General features: G+C 42.7%; 17 protein-coding genes. 7 read left to right on the top strand and 10 right to left on the bottom strand.

The window, feature by feature from the left end:
- Positions 1-10 precede the first annotated feature (10 nt).
- Both fabF and FHS10_RS23155 read right to left on the bottom strand, forming a co-directional pair.
- Entirely contained in the window at positions 11-1,264 is a 1,254-nt protein-coding gene (gene fabF, locus FHS10_RS23160; protein ID WP_259095681.1) for a beta-ketoacyl-ACP synthase II, read from the bottom strand.
- A gap of 20 nt (positions 1,265-1,284) precedes the next feature.
- Complete coding sequence (locus FHS10_RS23155; RefSeq protein WP_031266521.1) at positions 1,285-1,521, bottom strand: acyl carrier protein; 237 nt, start codon at positions 1,519-1,521, stop codon at positions 1,285-1,287.
- Positions 1,522-1,573: 52 nt separating this feature from the next.
- Between FHS10_RS23155 and FHS10_RS23150 the strand changes: the two genes are divergently transcribed.
- A complete protein-coding gene (locus FHS10_RS23150) occupies positions 1,574-2,095 on the top strand; it encodes an IPExxxVDY family protein (protein ID WP_259095679.1) in 522 nt (173 codons plus the stop codon).
- A 66-nt stretch (positions 2,096-2,161) separates the two neighbouring features.
- Positions 2,162-3,601: a pyruvate kinase gene (pyk, locus tag FHS10_RS23145; protein WP_259095678.1), complete on the top strand. Its 1,440-nt coding sequence runs from the start codon at positions 2,162-2,164 to the stop codon at positions 3,599-3,601.
- Positions 3,602-3,756: 155 nt separating this feature from the next.
- Here pyk and FHS10_RS23140 read toward each other — a convergent pair whose 3' ends face one another.
- Positions 3,757-4,632: a Cif family virulence factor gene (locus tag FHS10_RS23140; RefSeq protein ID WP_259095677.1), complete on the bottom strand. Its 876-nt coding sequence runs from the start codon at positions 4,630-4,632 to the stop codon at positions 3,757-3,759.
- A 322-nt stretch (positions 4,633-4,954) separates the two neighbouring features.
- Between FHS10_RS23140 and FHS10_RS23135 the strand changes: the two genes are divergently transcribed.
- Positions 4,955-5,356, top strand: a complete 402-nt coding sequence (locus FHS10_RS23135) for a hypothetical protein (RefSeq protein WP_259095676.1) — start codon at positions 4,955-4,957, stop codon at positions 5,354-5,356.
- A gap of 294 nt (positions 5,357-5,650) precedes the next feature.
- Here the strand turns inward: FHS10_RS23135 and cysS are convergent, their stop codons facing one another.
- The 6 genes from cysS to mutL form a co-directional block, all read right to left on the bottom strand.
- On the bottom strand, positions 5,651-7,114 hold the full coding sequence (gene cysS, locus FHS10_RS23130) for a cysteine--tRNA ligase (RefSeq protein WP_259095675.1): 1,464 nt from the start codon (positions 7,112-7,114) through the stop codon (positions 5,651-5,653).
- A 75-nt stretch (positions 7,115-7,189) separates the two neighbouring features.
- On the bottom strand, positions 7,190-8,035 hold the full coding sequence (locus FHS10_RS23125) for an NAD-dependent epimerase/dehydratase family protein (protein ID WP_259095673.1): 846 nt from the start codon (positions 8,033-8,035) through the stop codon (positions 7,190-7,192).
- 10 nt (positions 8,036-8,045) lie between these two features.
- Positions 8,046-9,161 (bottom strand): endonuclease/exonuclease/phosphatase family protein, encoded by a 1,116-nt coding sequence (locus FHS10_RS23120; RefSeq protein ID WP_259095672.1) that lies wholly within the window; start codon positions 9,159-9,161, stop codon positions 8,046-8,048.
- Positions 9,151-10,029, bottom strand: coding sequence for a rhomboid family protein (locus FHS10_RS23115; RefSeq protein ID WP_259095671.1), 879 nt, complete (start codon positions 10,027-10,029; stop codon positions 9,151-9,153). The genes FHS10_RS23120 and FHS10_RS23115 overlap by 11 nt, the downstream gene beginning before the upstream one ends.
- A 38-nt stretch (positions 10,030-10,067) precedes the next feature.
- The gene (locus FHS10_RS23110) at positions 10,068-10,787 is read right to left on the bottom strand and encodes a rhomboid family intramembrane serine protease (protein ID WP_259095670.1); all 720 of its coding nucleotides are present in this window, start codon (positions 10,785-10,787) and stop codon (positions 10,068-10,070) included.
- A gap of 21 nt (positions 10,788-10,808) precedes the next feature.
- Positions 10,809-12,671 (bottom strand): DNA mismatch repair endonuclease MutL, encoded by a 1,863-nt coding sequence (gene mutL / locus FHS10_RS23105; RefSeq protein WP_259095669.1) that lies wholly within the window; start codon positions 12,669-12,671, stop codon positions 10,809-10,811.
- 686 nt (positions 12,672-13,357) lie between these two features.
- Between mutL and FHS10_RS23100 the strand changes: the two genes are divergently transcribed.
- Together FHS10_RS23100 and FHS10_RS23095 are read left to right on the top strand one after the other, a co-directional pair.
- On the top strand, positions 13,358-14,992 hold the full coding sequence (locus FHS10_RS23100; RefSeq protein ID WP_259095667.1) for an amidohydrolase: 1,635 nt from the start codon (positions 13,358-13,360) through the stop codon (positions 14,990-14,992).
- A complete protein-coding gene (locus tag FHS10_RS23095; RefSeq protein ID WP_259095665.1) occupies positions 14,979-16,796 on the top strand; it encodes a serine hydrolase domain-containing protein in 1,818 nt (605 codons plus the stop codon). The genes FHS10_RS23100 and FHS10_RS23095 overlap by 14 nt, the downstream gene beginning before the upstream one ends.
- Before the next feature lie 591 nt (positions 16,797-17,387).
- On the opposite strand, the gene FHS10_RS23090 is transcribed toward FHS10_RS23095, so the two are convergent.
- Positions 17,388-17,744 carry a glyoxalase superfamily protein gene (locus FHS10_RS23090; RefSeq protein ID WP_259095664.1) on the bottom strand — a complete coding sequence of 119 codons (357 nt, stop codon included), beginning with the start codon at positions 17,742-17,744 and terminating at the stop codon, positions 17,388-17,390.
- A 356-nt stretch (positions 17,745-18,100) separates the two neighbouring features.
- On the opposite strand from FHS10_RS23090, the gene FHS10_RS23085 reads away from it, so the two are divergent.
- Positions 18,101-18,499 (top strand): BlaI/MecI/CopY family transcriptional regulator, encoded by a 399-nt coding sequence (locus tag FHS10_RS23085; protein ID WP_259095662.1) that lies wholly within the window; start codon positions 18,101-18,103, stop codon positions 18,497-18,499.
- A gap of 11 nt (positions 18,500-18,510) precedes the next feature.
- Positions 18,511-20,094 carry a M56 family metallopeptidase gene (locus tag FHS10_RS23080; RefSeq protein ID WP_259095660.1) on the top strand — a complete coding sequence of 528 codons (1,584 nt, stop codon included), beginning with the start codon at positions 18,511-18,513 and terminating at the stop codon, positions 20,092-20,094.
- Positions 20,095-20,185: the final 91 nt, after the last annotated feature.

Raw genomic sequence — 20,185 nt, 5'->3', positions numbered from 1 at the left:
CAAACCACAATTAATCTTGGTATTTCTTAAATATCACAGAAGCATTATGGCCGCCGAAACCAAATCCGTTGCTTTGAACTATATTAATATCCCTTTTTTGCGCTGCATTAAAGGTGAAGTTAATTTTAGGATCAAAAGAAGGATCATCGGTAAAATGGTTAATAGTAGGGGGTATTATACCATTCTTTAAAGCAAGTATAGAGGCAATAGCTTCAACTGCACCAGCGGCACCTAATAAGTGGCCGGTCATTGATTTGGTTGAGCTAATGTTGATGCGATAAATATCATCGCCAAAAACATCCTGGATAGCTTTAATTTCCTGCGGATCGCCAATTGGTGTTGATGTGCCGTGAACATTTACATAATCAATATCGGCAGGAGTTAGGTTAGCATCTTCTAAAGCCATACGCATTACCAGTGCCGCGCCAAGTCCGTCAGGATGTGGTGCTGTCATATGGTAAGCATCGGCACTCATGCCGCCGCCAATCATTTCGGCATAAATTTTAGCGCCACGGGCTTTTGCATGCTCCAGTTCTTCTAAAATTATAGTACCTGCGCCTTCACCTGCTACAAAACCATCCCTGTCCAAATCAAACGGACGTGACGCCGTTGCCGGGTCATCATTACGGGTTGATAATGCGTGCATGGCGTTAAAGCCACCGATACCTGCTTCGTTAATGATGGCTTCAGAACCACCGCTTATAAACATATTAGCTTTACCCAAACGGATATAGTTAAATGAATCGATAAGTGAATTGTTTGATGAAGCACACGCAGAAACTGTTGAAAAGTTTGGTCCGCGTAAACCGTATTTAATAGAAATATGGCCAGGGGCAATATCAGCTATCATTTTAGGGATAAAGAAAGGGTTAAAGCGGGGGGTACCATCGCCTTTGGCAAAGTTTGTAACTTCATCCAAAAACGTTTTTAAACCGCCAATTCCAGATCCCCAGATAACGCCAATGCGGTTAGTATCTAATTTGCTAAAATCCAAACCCGCGTCCTTTACGGCTTCTTCTGTTGAAAACAGCGCGTATTGAACAAAGGGATCTAATTTACGGGCATCTTTACGACCCAAAAAACCATCCGCATCAAAGCCTTTTACTTCGCATGCGAACTTAGTTTTGAAATGTGTGGTATCAAAACTTTTGATAAAGGCAGCGCCACTTACTCCATTGATCAATCCATTCCAATATTCAGAAACGGTATTACCAATAGGAGTAAGTGCTCCAAGCCCGGTTACTACAACTCTTTTAAACTCCATTTAATCCAGTTAGGGGAGTCTTATTTAACGTTTTTTTCAAGGTAAGCAACCGCCTGGCCTACAGTACCGATAGTTTCAGCCTGATCGTCAGGAATAGCCACGTTAAATTCTTTTTCAAACTCCATGATTAATTCCACGGTGTCTAACGAGTCGGCACCAAGATCGTTGGTGAAACTCGCTTCTGGTGTAACTTCACTTTCGTCAACACCCAGTTTTTCTACGATAATAGCTTTTACTCTTGAAGCGATATCAGACATAGTCTTTATAGTTTAATGATTAATAAAAATTCAGTGCAAAGAAAAATAAATTATGTCAATAATCAAATCTAAAACTTTTACAATATATTTCGATAACAAATATTTCAGGCAAACGGTTTGTATTTGTATTTTTGACGGCGTAAAAGTAATGATTTTGAACAGGAAATTTTTAAAGTTTGAGATCGATTTTGATTTTGTGCTTATTGCGGTAACATCTTCCTTAAAAGATTACCGTGTATGTTATCTTATCAACAAATTTTTAAATTTTAATTTTAGTAAAACCGAAGATTTGTCTGTGGATATTTCACAGGGAAGCGAGCCTGTTTTGTTCTCCAAGTACTATTATAATTGGGAAACCACCGAAACAGACTTTTATTTTATTGCCAATAAAGGCTCTGAGGGCTATTTAGTGCCCGAAATGAAGAGCGCCGATTATTTTTTTATGATCCGCAATTATATTGACGATACCGACCTTGACAACCTGATATCAACCCTAAATAAAATACCCGAAATTGTTGCCGCAGTAAAGATTGATCCGAAAAAAATAAAATCACGGGAAAATCTGTTATTTTAGCGCAAAATTTTAAAAGTGTTGGTATCACACCTAACGTGAAACGAAGCCAGTTTTAACCAGAACAATATGAAATTATATTATAACCGTACTAAGATTGTTGCCACTATGGGCCCGGCATCAGCTAAAAAAGAAGTTTTATTAGCGATGATAAAGGCCGGAGTAAATGTTTGTCGCCTTAATTTCTCACACGGACGTCCTGAAGATCATAAAGGCGTTATTGATACCATCAGGGAGATCAATGCCGAATATAAGACCAATGTTGGTATCCTTGCCGATTTGCAGGGCCCTAAAATCCGTATAGGTTTGGTAAAAGATGGCGGTATTCATTTAGTAAATGGTACCCAAATTAAAATTACTACCCAGGAGTGTATTGGTAACGACGAGCAGATTTACATTACTTACGATACATTTCCACAAGATGTACAGGCCGATGAGATCATTTTATTAGATGACGGAAAGCTGCAGTTAAAAGTAATTACTACCAACAGGTTGGATACTGTTATTTGTGAAGTTGTACACGGCGGTATTTTAACATCACGTAAAGGTGTTAATCTGCCAAACACCAAAGTATCTATCCCAAGCTTAACGGAAGAAGATTTGATTAACCTGCAATTCGCATTAAAATATGATGTTGAATGGATCGGCTTATCTTTTGTACGTACGGGACAGGATATTATTGAATTAAAAGAGATCATCAGGCAAAGTGGTAAAGCGGCTAAAGTGATAGCTAAAGTTGAAAAACCTGAAGCTATTGATAATATAGATGAAATTATTGCCGCTACCGATGGCGTAATGGTTGCCCGTGGCGATCTTGGTGTTGAAATGCCGTTGGAAGAAGTACCATTGCTGCAAAAAATGATTGCCCGTAAATGTCGTGCGGCATCAAAACCGGTAATTGTGGCCACACAGATGCTTGAGTCAATGATCACCACCCCGCGCCCTACCCGTGCCGAGGTTAATGACGTGGCCAACTCTGTATTAGATGGTGCAGACGCGGTAATGCTAAGCGGCGAAACATCTGTTGGCGAGTTCCCGGTGATTGTTATTGAAACAATGGCAAAAATTGTACGCAATGTTGAGGAGTTAGGCTATCCGTTCAATACCTCAAAAACGGATGTGGTGGTTGATCCAACCTCATTAAATTACCTGAGCGATGCCCTTTGCGAGTCGGCTGTTCACCTTGCACAAAGTACTGATGCCGTTGGTATTGTGTCAATGACCACATCTGGCTATACCGCTTTCCAAATCTCAAGCCATAGGCCTAAAGCAAGCACTTATATCTTTACATCAAACAAGCAACTGCTAAACGCGCTAAGCCTGGTTTGGGGTGTACGTTCTTTCTATTATGATAAACTGGAAAGCACCGATGATACCATTAATGATGTTAATGGTATCCTTAAAGCTGCCGAGCTTATTAAAACCGGCGACGTAGTTATTAATACCGCTGCTGTGCCAATCATTAAACAAGGAAAAACCAACATGCTTAAAGTAAGCGTTATTGAATAACGATTTCTTTAAATAGATTCTTAAACGAAGGCTTCCCGGGTAAACCGGGAAGCCTTCGTTATTTCAGCTCAATTGGGGCCTGGGAGTATTTGAAATAGGCACAAAAAAACGGCGATGAATTACCCATCGCCGTTTAAGTATCAATAAAGATTTAATTATTCATTTTCAATTGCCGAAAATACTTCAAGCAGGATATTCCATTTTTTTGACTGGGCATCAATTTCCCAGATACGTACGTAATTGTAGTTGCCTACAACGTTGCCCTTGGTAATGCGGGCATGACCGTAGCTATAAGCCAGGTCGTTGCTTACGGACCGGCCTGCATCTGTAGTTTCTGCAGTAATGCTTATGGCTTCGTTGTTGATGAATTTCATAATCACATCGGGGCCACTCATTGGCGAAAAGCCCGGGAAATAATAACGACCTTCGGCACTTAAAAATTCTTTATAGCTGGCAAGGGCAGATATGGTAAGCGAGTGATTGAAGATCTTATCGGTATTTACAATAACGCTTTTTGCGGTGAACGGATCTTTGCTTGGTGCCGATTTTGTTGTGGCATCGGGCTCTTTAAAATCGGTCACAACTGCTTCTTCTGGTTCGGGATGTTGTATACCAAGGTCAATTAATAATTTTAATTTGTTGTTGTCATCAACATCGGCACGCCAGATAGAAACATAATCACCGTAAACTTTTTCATCATCGCCTTTACCGTTATCGTAAACATAAGGCCCTGCGGTAAATGCAAGATCGCCATTGGCAGATATACGGGCAAACTTTGGTTGCCAGCTTAACTTACCGGCCTGTTTATCTATATTAGAGTAAAAATCAACTATTTTAACGGCATCTGGTTTAAAAACAATGCCGTCTGGCGCAGCAACAGATAAAAAGCCATCTTTAATGCCTTTACGTTCAACTAATTTGTTGAAAGCCTCTTCGGCGGTAACAACTTTATTTACTTTAACCGGGGCTGATTGTGCTAAAGCAAAAAAACTATAGCTCACAAATGTGGCGGCTAATACTATTTTTTTCATGTTTTGATCAAATAATGGGGAAGGCAATTTAGTAATAAATTTTAAGTAGGTTATGCAATTGTAATTGCTGTAAATATGAATAGCTTTATGCTATTACGTTTTTACATACACCTTGTGAAACGAAAACGATTATATTTAATTGTGGATGGAGGGGACGTTAGCATATAAATATTGTGCACAAATGAATTTTATTGAATGAACAGGTTACAGCGGTAAAGCACATTAACCATCTTTTAAAATGTTAATTAAGCTAACCCAATAATATGTATAATGTTTCATTTAAATGCCTCGTTTTACAATTGAACAATAAAATTACGCTTTTATGAAGATATCATTGTTTGGTTTTTTGTTAATGCCGATGCTTTGTTTTGGTGTTTTGGTACAGGCGCAACAATCGCAAATTTTAAATGATAACCAGGGCAAGCCTGTAATGGAGCAAAGCTATACTGATGTGGAGGGTAGCCCCTACTTTAACGCGAACTGGTTTCCGGGAACAGTTAATCTAAGCAGCGGCAAAGCCATTACGGCAAAGTTAAAATACGACCTTGTGAAGGATGAACTAAGCTGTTTACTTATTATAACTCGTTGTGAAGAAGAATCAAGAATTAAGAGTCAAGAATCAAGACGGGAAAAAAACAGTCTTCATCTGTCGCTTACCCATAACAAGTGCATCATGTCATTGCGAGTTTTAAAATCCACGGACTTTGAAGGTGAAATGACGTAAAAGATTTGTCATCCTGAGGAACGAAGGATCTTCTTCGCCCTGCTCATCGCAGGCTTTTATAGTGGAGAAGATCCTTCACTACGTTCAGGATGACAAACATTTTTACGAAACGTTATGGGTAGGCACGAAGCAATCTCATGCTCTACAGGGCGGATCTGCACAGTTCGCGATTGCTTCGTGCCTCGCAATGACATAGCTTTATATTGTCATTCCACCTTTAGAATTTCGCGAAATTTTACAACTCAGCAGGACAGAAAAAGTCTTAACTCTTGATTCTTGCCTCTTTATTCTTTCTTAGTTTTTGCTCCAAAGCGTGCCCTCTTTACTATCTTTTAGCTGAAAGCCAACTTGCGAAAGCCCTTCGCGAATTTTATCGCTTGTTGCGTAATCTTTATTGGCCTTGGCTTCGTTTCTGAGGGCAACTATCAGGTTTAATACCTTTGGTAAATCATCATTGTCGGCCTGTTCATCCTTTAAACCAAGCACATCCTGTACAAAAGAATGCATCAGGTTTTTAAGCGCTTCAAGGTTGGCGGCGTCTATTTTCATTTTGCCATCGTGTACCGAGTTGATAATGCGCGATGCTTCAAAAAGTTCGGCTATTAACACCGGACTGTTAAAATCATCATTCATGGCAGCATAGCAACGCTCCAATAGCGGTGCTATTTCAATTTCGGTACTGGCAGATGCTTTTAAACCATTGAGTAGGGCATAAGCATTCATCAAACGTTTAAAACCTTTTTCTGACGCATCCATAGCATCATTGCCAAAATCGAGTGTGCTGCGGTAGTGTGCCTGCAGCATAAAAAAGCGCACAGTCATGGGGCTATAGCCCTTATTAAGAATAGAGTTTTCGCCGCTGAAAAGCTCATGCGGTAAAAAGCTGTTACCTAATGATTTTGACATTTTTTGACCGTTTACCGTTAGCATATTGGTATGCAGCCAGTATTTAGCCGGGTTTTTACCGCAGCAGGCTTCGTTTTGCGCTATCTCGTTGGTGTGGTGTGTGGGCACCAGGTCAAGCCCGCCACCATGAATATCAAACTGGTTACCCAAATACTTCTGGCTCATGGCCGAGCATTCTAAATGCCAGCCCGGGAAGCCCACGCCCCAGGGCGATGGCCATTTCATCAGGTGTTCGGGCTTGGCTTTTATCCACAGGGCAAAATCAAGTTTGCCATGCTTTTCCTGCTGGCCACCCAGAGTACGGGTGTTGTTCAGCAAATCATCTAAATTACGGCCACTTAATACGCCATAATCTTTTGATTGATTATATTTTTCTACATCAAAATAAACAGAGCCATCAACCTCATAGGCATAGCCTTTTTCGAGGATGGTTTTTACCATTTCAATTTGCTCAATAATATGGCCGGTGGCGGTAGGCTCGATGCTTGGCGGCAGGGTATTTAAAATAGCCATCACTTCGCGAAAACCTACAGTATACTTTTGTACAATTTCCATAGGCTCTAACTGCGCCAGCTTTGCTTTTTTTGCAATTTTGTCTTCTCCCTCGTCGCCGGCATCGCCTTCCAGGTGACCGGCATCGGTAACATTACGTACATAGCGTACCTTATAACCCAGGTGGTTCAGGTAGCGAAACATCAGATCGAACGATATATAAGTGCGGCAGTTGCCCAGGTGTACATCGCTGTAAACGGTTGGGCCACACACATACATGCCCACATGCGGGGCGTTTAGTGGCTTAAATTCTTCTTTTTTGCGGCTTAAAGTGTTGTAAACAAACAAATTTTGTTTCATGAAGGCAAACTTACGATTTTTTAGATTTTAAGCTAATTGGGCATACTGAATATTACATGGTTGATACATATAATATCATGGTTGATGTAACAGGTATTCAAAAGTATACTTAGGCCGGTAACCCAGCTGTTGTTTTGCCTTATCGCATACATAAACCCTATCTATACTTTTAGGGAAATCCCAGTTTTTATTTTGGTAGATGTCTTTGGCTTCGGGATAATATTGAAGGATGACTTCCCGGGGGAAATGTTTTAAAGCTACCAGATCGGCCCGGCCAAATGGTGATCCGCTGGAAATATTGAAGACCTCAAAATCGGTAAACTTAGCGGCCAGCGCAAGCCTTAATGCTTCGGCACCGTCGCGCTCATCTAAGCCCCGGTACAGGCGGTGGTTAATTTTAAGGCTATCGGCCTCGGGCAAAAAGCGGCCAACGCGATATACAGATGCTTGCAGGCCTTCTTTATAAAAAAAATCTTTACAAAGCTGCTCGGTAGTTTGCTTGGTAATATCATAAATATCCCTCGGCTGCTCGGGCAGCAGCTCATCAACCCAAACCGCTTTTGCGTCATCAACCAAAGCACTACCGTAAATAGATGTGGTGCTGGTGTATAAAAATTGCGTTATCCCGTTTTTAACACAAGCATTTAATAAGTTGAGGGTGCCTTTAATATTAACATCAATAAAAATTTCCCTGGGGTAATTGAGCTCATAATGCTTGCCATGTACTGCAGCTGTGTGGATAATGGCATCAAAGCCGTGGCATAGTGTTTCAACGGCGTCTTTATTGGTGATATCGATCAGTTCATTCGTGGTAGCAGATGCCGCTATATCTATCCCCCAAACCTGGTGCCCGTACGCTTTTAAATGTTTTACAGTGGTTGAGCCCAACTGGCCCGATGAACCTGTAACCAATATTTTCATAGCCTATGCCTTAATTCAATATCAGATCGCTGCGTAAAGGGTAATGATCTGATAGCTTTTTTTCGATGATCTGGTATGATGCTACGCTAAACTGCTTGCTGGCCATAATATAATCTATCTGGTAGTTAGGGAAATCACCGTTATAGGTTCGCCCTAAACCCGATCCTTTTTCGCGGAAGGCATTTTTAAGGCCTTTAGCCATTTGGTTTACGGCGTATGATGTAGGCGTATCATTAAAATCGCCCGAAATAATGTAGGGGTAAGGGCATTGCGCTGCATGCTCCTTTAGTTTAACAATTTGCATGCTGCGTTTAATAAAGGCGTTTTTTAGCTTTACGCCCAGCCTTTTGGTAGAGTTCATATCTGTTTTGCCTTTTTTGGATACACTATCAAGGTATTTATAATCTTCGGGATCAAATTTGATAGATTGCAGGTGTACGCTGTATACCCTGAACGTTTTTTCTCCTTTTTTTACATCAACATACAGGCATTGGTTGCCAGATCCTTTCTCGTCAGACAGGCGAATCATCCCCCGGGACAAAATTGGGAACTTAGAAAAAATGGCCATACCTATACCTTCGGATTCATTGAAATAAAAAGGTTCAAAATAAACGTTACTGCTCCCCAATATTTTTTTGAGCGAATCGCTGGTATCATAAGGCCCCTTGTACCGGGTATAAAACTCTTGAAAGCCGATAATATCGGGCGACTCATTGGCAATGAGCGCAAGGATTTCCTGTTTGGTAGATACATCGTTTTTTGAGCCATAATGCTTAAAGTTGTGAACATTATAGGTCATTATACGGATAGAATTAATGCCCGGTGCCGGCGAAAATGACGAGGAAGAACGGAAGCCGATATTGTTAGTAAGCACTCCCCATCCTATCAAAATGGTTATAATAGAAATTGCCGCCGGCCAGCGCCTGCGCAGTAGCCAATAAACAATGAGTATAACATTAAGAAGCAGCAGAGGCGGATAAGCGAGGCCGAAGAAAGCAATGCCCCAAAACGTTTGGGGATTAACAATTGGGGCAAGGTAGCTAAGCAGCAACGCTAAACAAAGCAGGAAGTTTATCCATAAAAAAACTTTATCAATAAAACTTAAACCGCGTTTGTTATTTTTCATTCTTGCTTGCCCGTGCTAAGGTTTCCCGCTCCTGCTTGTTGAGGCTGTCATAGCCCGATTGTGAAATTTTATCTAATATACGGTCAATTTCGTCCTGGCGGGGATAGTCGGCAGTGTTTTTACCTGTATTATTGTATACAACTTTTAATTTTGACTTTGATTTGAAGATACTACGGATCCCTTCGATCCAATCATGACCTTTTTGTAATTGCTTGATATAAATAAAGCCAAGCAACGCGCCGCCTAAGTGGGCAATTTCGCCACCTGCGTTGGGGCCAACAGTGCCCAGGAAATCAATAACCAGGATAAAAATTACCAGCCACTTTAATTTTACCGGGCCAATAAATATGAGCGATATGGTGTAGTTGGGTAATAAGGTGGCTGTAGCGACAACAATAGCCATTACACTGGCCGATGCACCCACAATAGTAGTGGTGGCCGCCGCGTTAACACTGGTAAAAAACGGTAGGAAGTTTAAAGCCAAAAGATAAAATAAGGCACCTGCCAGTCCGCCCATTATGTATAAACCAATGGTACGTTTATTGCCCAGGTACTCTTCAAATATCTGCCCCATCCAATACAGCCATAGCATATTAAAAAGGATATGCAGAATGCCATCGTGCATAAACATGTAGGTAATAGGCGTCCAAAAATGGGTGGGAAATTTGGAAAATGCCGCAGGTAGCTGCAGGTATTCCGTCGCAAAATATTCAATAAGGCTTTGATGGCCTACGCTTGTAAAAAGCTTTTCAAGAACGGCCGTCATGTTAACGGCTAAAAATACAATTACGTTAATACCAATAAGCAGGTTAAGCTTATTGCCAGACCGAAGCATTTTGTACTGAATATTTTGCCAAAGGGTGCTCATGATATTTGCCCGTTATTTATTGATAACTCCTGTTACGTTTAATAATTGCCCGAGTTTTGTAATTTCCAAATTTTTACCAAAATAAAACCAAGCAGCGCACCACCGAGGTGGGCAAAGTGGGCTGTATTATCCCATGAATATTGTTGATAGCCAAGGAAAAGTTCAATTACAATATATACAGGTATAATGTATTTAGCTTTAATTGGAACCGGGATAAACATAATCATCAATTCCAGGTTAGGGTACATCATTCCAAACGCTACCAACAAACCAAATATAGCGCCTGAAGCTCCGACTGTTTGCCCATAATAAATAGCTGTAAGTTTCTCACTTGCTCCGTGGTACTGATCAAATGTTTCCTGCAATTCGGGATGCGATATAGTAAAGGCCCCGGTAATTGCATGAACTTCATAGGCTTGCACTGCAAAATTGCACAATATGCCGCCTATACCACATAAGAAGAACAGGTTAAAAAATTTTTTTGGTCCGATGGAATATTCAAGTATTGGACCAAATGAGAACAACGCAAACATGTTAAAGAAGATATGCGTAAAGCCACCATGCATAAACATGTAGGTAATTATTTCCCATGGCCTAAAAAATGGAGAATTGAAATAATAGACAGGTAAAAATTGTATTATTTGGGGGATATATTTACCAATGGTGATGTCGCCTATAAAAAATAGAATATTGATAATCAGCAGGTTTTTTACAACCGGTGTAATATTTGCAAAAGGCGATTGATTGTATCCGTTCATAGTATAGTAAAAGCCCGCGGGCTATTTTTCAAAGCGTTCCATTAATTCGGCCAAAGTAAAGGTACTGATTACCGGCTTACCGTTCAACGCCTGGTTGGGCGATTGGCAGGCAAAAAGCTGATCGATCAGTTGGTTCATTTCTTCAAGCGATAGTTTGGTGCCGGTTTTTATAGCCGCGTTGCGTGCCAGTGACCGGGCCAGGTTGTCGCGTTTATCTACCTTTAAAATGGCCATATTGTTTTTAAAGCCTTCTAACAAATGTTCAAGCAGCTCATGCTCGCCAACATTGTTCAGATCGGCAGGGATGCCATCAACCACCACGGTGTTTTTGCCAAACTCGCGGATATCAAAACCAAGGGCTTTAATATCGGGCAAAAGTTCGCGTAGTAATTCAAAATCGGCACCGTTTAGTGTCACCGATTGCGGGAACAAACTTTGCTGACTTACACCCGAGTGGTTTTGCAATTGCTGCAAAAAGCGCTCGTACAAAATGCGCTCGTGCGCGGCCTGCTGCCCTATCAGCATAAAGCCCGATTTGATTTGCGACAGGATAAACCGGTTATGGATCTGAAACAGCTGCCGCTCGCTGGGTTTGCTTACTTCCTGCTCATCAACAGCAATAACCTTTTCCTCATGCATTTCATGCTGCAGGTTAGTCTCTCTTTTGCTGATCTCATACAAGGTATCCCAATTTATGGGGATAGCGCTGCCGCGATGGTCGTTGCTACTACTGTCCCTGAAGTTAGGGTACTCCCGCTGCGGTTTCTTTTCGGCCGCGAATGGATTAAAATCGGGGTTAAAAGATATGGTTGGTGCTATGATCTCCTCAAAAGGTTTGGGGGTTATCAAATGCTCAATGCTGTTTTCCTGGTCAAAATCCAAACTGGGTGTAATATTATATCGCCCTAAAGAGCGCTTTACTGCCGACCGGATAATGGCATAAATAGCCTTTTCATCCTGGTACTTGATCTCGGTTTTAGTAGGGTGTACGTTGATATCAATTTTCGATGGATCAATATCAATGAACAGCACATAAAACGGGAAGCAATCATCGGGCAGTAACTCCTCAAAAGCGGTGAGCACGGCGTGGTTTAAATACGCATCGCGTATAAAGCGGTAGTTTACAAAAAAGAATTGTTCGCCCCGGGTTTTGCGGGCAAACTCGGGCTTGCCAACAAAGCCGCGCAGGTTAATAATGGTAGTATCTTCTTCAACCGGTACCAAACGATGGTTATAGTTATTGCCAAAAAGGTGAACAATACGTTGTTTAAGCCCGGCACCGGGTAAATGATAAACCTCCTGCCCATCGTGGTGCAGGGTGAAAAATATCTGCGGGTTAGCCAGGGCTACACGTTGAAATTCGTCGATAATATGACGCATCTCTACCGGGTTACTTTTTAAAAAGTTGCGGCGGGCAGGCGTATTGTAAAACAGGTTTTTAACGGAGATGGATGTGCCGGTATTGGCCGAACAAGCCTCCTGGCTGATCACTTCTGATCCTTCAATAAAAATGCAGGTGCCCAGTTCATCCTCATGGCGGCGGGTTTTTAGCTCCACCTGGGCAATAGCCGCGATAGATGCCATGGCCTCGCCCCGAAAACCCATTGTGCGGATGGCAAACAGGTCGTCGGCTTTGCGGATCTTAGAAGTGGCGTGGCGCTCAAAGCACATGCGGGCGTCGGTAAGGCTCATACCACAGCCATCATCAATAACCTGTATTAATGATTTACCTGCATCTTTTATAATGAGCTGTATTTTGCCGGCCCCGGCATCAATGGCGTTCTCCACTAATTCTTTTACGGCTGATGCTGGCCGTTGTACCACCTCGCCTGCGGCAATCTGGTTGGCAACTGCATCTGGTAAAAGCTGAATTATGTCTGACATCTAAAAAAATTCCCTCCAATTTCGTTTTCGATGCTAAATTAAATATTTGAAGCCATAACTTTATGATTTTGTAGTGTCAAGTAGTAAGTCGGGGAAATCGCTTTTCCTCACAAGTATTGAATTCGTGTTATCTTAAGGCACTTTTTTTTAGACACGAATGCCCATCGACCCAATTACAATTTAATCGAATTTCACGAATTTTGGAATTGATCGATAGCACAAATCCGGCATCGAAGGGGCTTGTATTGGCCAACAACAGGCGCAAATATTTGGATGCGCCTAAATTGCGCCAGTCATCAGTTTAGTGTTAACCATGTTAAAATATAAAACGTTGATTATTAACTATTTATAAAATATATTTCTGAAATATGTTAAGTTATGTTAACCCTGGTTAGCTGCGTTTACCCCGTAGCACAAATTTAAATGTGATTGAAAAAATTCGTGAAATTAGCTATAATCTATCTTACGGGCAGTTAAATTCGTGTTTACTCAACGCTCAGCTTGTGAGAAAATAAAGTTAAATATTAAAAGCGATATCCCTTGTAGTAAGTATCAAGTATCAAGATTTGGCTGAGAATACATTAGTTTTGTAATTGATCACTATCTACAGGTAATTTGCAAACTATTCAACATTGAGAGCGTTCTTGTTACTTGATACTAACTACTTGATACTATTAATAAAGCTTATGAAAAAACTCTTGCCTGCGCTGCTGCTTTTGGCCGCAGCCTGCAAACAAAAAGAATATAATGCGGATCTTTTAGTTAAAAACGCCGTGGTTTACACGGTTGATAGCACCTTTACCACCGCTAACGCTTTTGTGGTAAGCAAGGGTAAAATATTGGCTGTGGGTAATGCCGATACACTGGAACAAAAGTATAACGCCCACGAAGTGCTCGACGCTAAAGGCGCGGCTATATATCCCGGTTTTATTGACGCCCACGCCCATTTTTATGAATACGGACTTGGTTTACAGGAAGTAAATCTTGACGGTACCAAAAGCTGGAAAGAAATAGTGGATTCGGTTGAAGCTTATGCCACCCGTAATACCGATGGCTGGATAGTTGGCCGCGGTTGGGATCAAAACGATTGGGATAAAAAACAATTCCCTGATAAAGCTAAGCTCGATTCTTTATTCCCCGTACGGCCCGTGATACTGAGCCGTGTTGACGGGCACGCGGTAATAGCCAACCAGGCCGCTTTAAATATAGCCGGTGTAAAACCAGGGCAAACCATTAATGGTGGCGAAATTGAAACTGTTAAGGGCAAACTAACCGGGATATTGGTTGACAACGCCGTAGGTATAGTGACCCGCAAAATTCCCGAGCCGACCGCACCCGTTGTGGAAAACGCTTTACTATCGGCACAAAAAAACTGCTTTGAGGTGGGTTTGACTACGGTGGATGATTGCGGCCTGCCCTATACCATGATCAATACCCTGGCCGATTTGCAGCATAAAGGCTCCTTAAAAATGCGCCTGTATGTAATGCTGGCCGACAGGCAGGAGAATTATGATTACCTGTTTAAGCGCGGTGCCTATAAAACCCCTTACCTTGATGTACGTGCGTTTAAGGTTTATGCTGATGGGGCACTGGGTTCAAGGGGAGCGTGTTTGTTGAAACCCTACGCCGATTCGGCCAAGTGGAATGGCTTTTTGCTGAGCAGCCAGGCGCACTTTGAGGAAGTTGCTAAAAAAATTGCCGAAAAAGGTTTCCAGATGTGTACTCACGCCATCGGCGATTCGGCTAACCGGGTGATCCTGAAAATTTATGCTTCGGTTTTAAAAGGTAAAAATGATCGCCGTTGGCGGATAGAACATTCGCAGATTGTAGCGCCAGAGGATGTAAAGCTTTTTGGCGATAACAGCATCATTCCATCGGTACAGCCTACACATGCTACATCAGATATGTATTGGGCGGGCAAACGCCTTGGCGAAAAACGATTAAAATCATCTGGCTATGTCTACAAAGCTTTGTTAAAACAAAATGGATGGATCCCCTTAGGGACAGATTTCCCGGTTGAGAACATTAACCCAATGTATACGTTTTATGCAGCAGTGGAGCGTAAGGACCTGAAAGGTTTCCCGGAGCACGGTTTTCAAAAGGAAAATGCTTTAACAAGAGAAGAGGCCTTGCGCGGTATCACCATTTGGGCGGCTAAAGCCAATTTTGAAGAAAAGGAAAAAGGCAGTATCGAGCCCGGCAAGTATGCCGATTTTGTGATCCTGGATAAGGATATTATGAAAGCCAAAGGAGCGGAGCTGCCTACAGTGAAAGTGACAGGTACCTATATAAACGGAGTTAAAGTATATGATAAAAAATAAATGGGGCCGCACGGCCTTAGTACTATCGGGGTTTGCATTGTTTAACACCGCCTGCGCGCAGGTACCGCCGCTAAGCGGGCAAAATTACGTAGCCGAAGAAAGGCTGGTTCAAAACTCAACCGTTTTGCTCAACAACGCCAAATACATGGTCCCGCTGCAAAAGCTGGAAGATTTGAAAATAGCCAGCGTGCATTTTACCAATCAATACGCTACCACGTTTGATAGTTTGCTGAATAAATATGCCAAAGTACAAACATTTGATGGCAGTGCTTATAGTGGCGGCAAAAGCCTCAGTAATTTGGCCAACGATTTAAAGTGGTACAACACCATTATTTTGCAGGTAAATGATGCCGATCTGAATAATCCCGAACTGATCAGCTTTATCAATACCAATCAAAAAGTTAAAAACGTGATTGTAGCCGCTTTTGGCAACGGCACGTTATTAACGAAACTAAATGATGTTAGCGTTCCCGTGATCTGGACGGAAAGGGTATCTATCGTTTCGGCATCATATGCTGCGCAGGCCATTTTTGGCGGCGTGGGTATTACTCAAAAATTAACCAAAACCTATTCGCCGGTTTATAGCACGGGAATGGGCTTTACCAGTCAGCAAACCAGGCTACAGTATTCGGTACCCGAAGATGTGGGCATTAAAACCGAAAACCTGGATGGCATTGATAAAATTGCCCGTGAAGCTATCAGCGAACATGCCACACCAGGCTGCGTAGTTTTAGTAGCAAAAGATGGGAAGGTGATTTTTAATAAAGCTTATGGCTATCATACCTATGATAATGTAATGCCGGATAAACTGACCGATATCTTCGACCTGGCATCCATGACCAAGATTTCGGCTACCACGATAGAAGCTATGCAACTGGTTGACCAGGGCAAACTAAATGTAGAAGGCACCCTGGGCGATTATATTCCCCTGGCGGTTAAAAGCAATAAAAACGATGTAAAGGTGCGCGAGGTGCTGCTGCACCAGGCCGGTTTTATCCCGGATATCCAGTCGTTTGAAAAAGTAAAGCCATCAGACCATAGCACCGATTCATCGGCCGCCTACCCAACCCGGGTATCTGATCATTACTTTTTGCGGAAGGATTATTATAAGGATGTAATGTTTCCGGAGATGTTAAACTCGCCGCTTAAAACCCGCGGGCAATATGTGTACAGCGATGTAAGTATGCTGTTTATGCAGGAAGTGGTTGAAAATATTACCGCTATTCCCGAAAACGTATACGTACAGCAGCAATTTTATACCCCGCTTGGCATGCAAACCGCCGGCTTTTTGCCGCTTTACAGGTTTAGTCCTACGCAAATCATCCCAACAGAAAACGACCAGGAATACCGCCATAGTTTGCTTGATGGTTATGTACATGATCCAACCGCTGCCTTAAAAGGTGGGGTAGCCGGGCATGCCGGTTTATTTGCCAGCGCCAATGATGTGGCTATACTTTATCAAATGCTACTCAACAAAGGCACCTACGGAGGTGTACAATATTTCAAGCCAGAAGTAGTTGACCTTTTTACCACCAAACAATCGCCGGTTAGCAGGCGTGGTTTGGGCTTTGACAGGTGGGATCCCATAGCCGACAGGCATTATCCAAGTAAATTAGCTTCTGATCAAACCTTTGGCCACACCGGCTTTACCGGCACCTGCGTATGGGTTGACCCTAAATATAAGTTGGTGTACATCTTCCTGAGCAATCGCGTAAACCCTAATGTAGGCAGCAAACTGGGCAGTTTAAACATTCGCCCGAGGATACAGGATGTAGTTTACGAAGCGATAGGGAAGGGAATGTAGGGGATTTCGGAATTGGGATGTTCGATTTCGGATTTTTTGAAGTTTCTTGCTGCCGCGAGCTTTCAGCTCGTGGTGTTTCATGGTGGCAGTTTTCAACTGCCATTTATAAATTCGTAGTACAGTATAGTCCGAAAAGCGCTGCAATTTATGGGTTTTCATCATTAAATCCGTAAAGAATGGACAGGGAAAATACATTTAATTGGGTTAACATAACTTAACACATTTTAGATAAAATACATTTTAATTTCCTAATAATCAATATTTTACATTTTAACAAGGTTAACGCTAAACTGATGTATCGCGCAATTTAGGCGCATCCAAATAGTTGTGTCTGTTGTTGGCCAATACAAGTCCATTCCATACCTGGATCATTTAACCAGCACCAGGCAATAAAAACAAGGTATCGTTTGATACTTATATCTTCCATACGCCATAGCCTTATTCCGTTAGCTATTATTAAATAACAGTTTATCACCGTTAGCTATTTAGATGCGTTTGCCCTGCCGGAATGGATAATATTCAGCTTTTGCTTGATGAGCGACGTTGGAAACGCAGGCCGAATCGGAGATTGAAGAGTAGCCGATTGTTCCTTCAATCGCAGTCGATACCGTGTCCAAAACGGATGATGTGCCCGTCGGGGTCCTCTACCAGCATTTCGCGCACATACCAGGGTTTATCATCCGGTACCGAAAGTATTTTGGCCCCGCGGGCCTTTACATCTTCATAAAACTCATCAACATTATCAACAAATATAGAAAGCCAGGTACCTGGGCTGCCCTGGTTTTTTTCGCAAAAAAAGATCTGTACTTCACCTTTTACAACGCCGCCAAAATCGGGCGGACTACCCCATTCCCATTTTTCTTCAAAGCCCAGTTTTTCAACATAATAATTTAAACTCCGCACTACATCCGTAGAATATAGTATTGGTACCGCTTTTTCAAATTTCATATAATTGGAGCTAAGAGTTTTACAAATATATACTCAAAAACTGTTCTGTTGCGCAACAAGTGAAATGCTTTGAAATGGCACCCGCCTAATAATCAATAAATTACAAATTGTCATATTTTACAAACCGCAACAAAACCGCAACAACAAGTAGAAACAAGCGCGAGCACACAGTGGGAAGGGTTCTCGCTTCTTCCGCGTTAGGGATGGCAGCGGATACCGGCGCCTAAGGCCCGTGCCGTATGAGCGTACAGCCCGACCGCTTCTACCGACGGTAACGCCCTCATTTTTAAATAAAAAAAATATTTTCAACCTATGTATTGTAACGTACGTTTTTAATACATACCTTTGGTTTAGTTATGATGATGAAAGATACACCAAACGATATGATCCCCACAAAAACCGAAATGGATGTGCTGCAAATACTGTGGCAGCATGGCCCATCAACGGTGCGTTTTGTGCACGATAAGCTGAATGAGCAAAAGGATGCTGTAATTTATACATCAACCCTGAAGCTGATGCAGGTGATGAAAGAAAAGGGGATGCTTGACCGCGATGAAACCAACATGAAGCATATTTACAGTGCCCGATTGGAGGAAGGGAAGATTAAAGGCAATATGCTGGGCCGCTTTGTTGATTCGTGGTACGATGGATCGGCAAGTAACCTGGTGGTTGCCTTGCTGGGGAGCGATAAAACATCGGAAAAGGAATTGCATAAAATGCGTGAGTTGCTTAATAATTTTGATAAGGACAAATAATTAAAACCAATATGCACCTGTTAGCCTTAACCACCGCTATTCCCGATAGATTTATCCAGGCTTTTAGCTGGATGCTGATCCACTCGTTATGGCAGGGGTTATTACTGGCTATGCTGAGCGCCATGCTGTTGATGTTTACCCGCCGGGCCAGCGCGAGCCTGCGGTACAACCTAATGCTGGTGCAGTTTTTATTATTTGTGGCAGCCTGTGTGTTTACGTTTGTTTGGATATGGAACCGGAATGCAACGCCGTACCTTTTGAGGCCAGCAACGCTTGGCTTTGCCGATGGGGCCGGCTCCCTGTTTTGGTTGAACGCCGGCGGCTTAAGGCTGTTTACCAATAATTGTGTTAGTTACTTTACCGCCAACGCGCCAATGGTGGTGTTGCTTTGGGGAGTATTGTTTGTGTACCGATTGGTACGGATGATGAAATCGGTGCTGTTTATTCACCAGGCCAGGCGCAGGTATACTACTTTGCCCGATGCTTACTGGCAGCAAAGGGTGGGGGTACTTTGCCAAAAACTACAGTTAAAACGTACGGTGCAACTGTTAGAGTCGGGCTTTGTGAAGGTGCCATTTGTAATTGGACATTTAAAACCGGTGATATTGATCCCTGCGGGTTTGCTTAGCGGTTTATTGCCGGGGCAGATTGAAGCGATACTGTTGCATGAGCTGGCCCACATCAGGCGGAACGATTATTTTGTGAACTTTTTACAGGTGATCATCGAAACCGTGTTTTGCTTTAATCCCGGTTTGCTATGGATTTCGGCCCTGTTGCGCGATGAGCGCGAAAACTGCTGCGATGATATAGCCCTGGCACAAACCCAAAACAAACGGGAGTTTGTAGAGGCACTCATCAGCTTTAAAGAATACGCCTTATACGGCAAGGCTTACCAGGTGGCTTTCCCGGGCAAAAAAAATCAGCTGCTGCAAAGGGCTACCCGTATTATGCAGGGGCAAAACAAACCCTCGGGAGCATCAGAAAAATCGTTCTTTTGGTTGGGGATCATGCTGCTGGCCTTCATCATAACAACAGCCGCTGTTACCAGGGTGCAAACCATTGTTCGCCGTGAAGCAAGGGCTGCTGTTAAAATTGCGCAAGCCATTGACTACGCTGTTACGCCGCCTCAGTCTACAGAGGGGATAACAGTAAACCACGTGGCTGGAAAACGGTTAGCTCATATTAAAAAACAAGCCTTACAAACCGCTCAGGTTTCTGGTGAGCCAACAGAGCCAGCGCAGCCTACTGATAAACCGCAGCCACCACCATTGGCCGAATGGCAGGCTAAGCTTAAAGCCGATGCGCTTAAGCAGGTAGCCGATCTTGAACGCCAGGAGCCGGTTAAACCACAAGTACATGCATCTGCCGATCAGTTGCAGGCCCGGCGCGATCAGGAACAGGCCCGGCGTGATCAAATGCAGGCCTTAAAAGATCAGGAACAGGCAAAGCGTGATCAGGAACAAGCCAAACGCGACCAGGCCCAGGCTATGATAGATCAGCAGCAGGCCGTGAAAGACCAACAACAGGCACTTAAAGACCAGGATGAAGCACGTAAACAACAGGTAAAGCAAAGCAACGTAAGTATTCAATTATAAACCAACCTGCTCAAACAAGTAGTTTAGGGAAAGCGCGCCCAAGGCTATAGGTATAGCAATTTTTAACCCAAACGGTTCTGCAATTTTTTTA

This window comes from Mucilaginibacter dorajii (assembly GCF_024808255.1).
Lineage (GTDB): Bacteria > Bacteroidota > Bacteroidia > Sphingobacteriales > Sphingobacteriaceae > Mucilaginibacter > Mucilaginibacter dorajii.
This window is presented reverse-complemented; position numbering and strand designations above follow the sequence as displayed.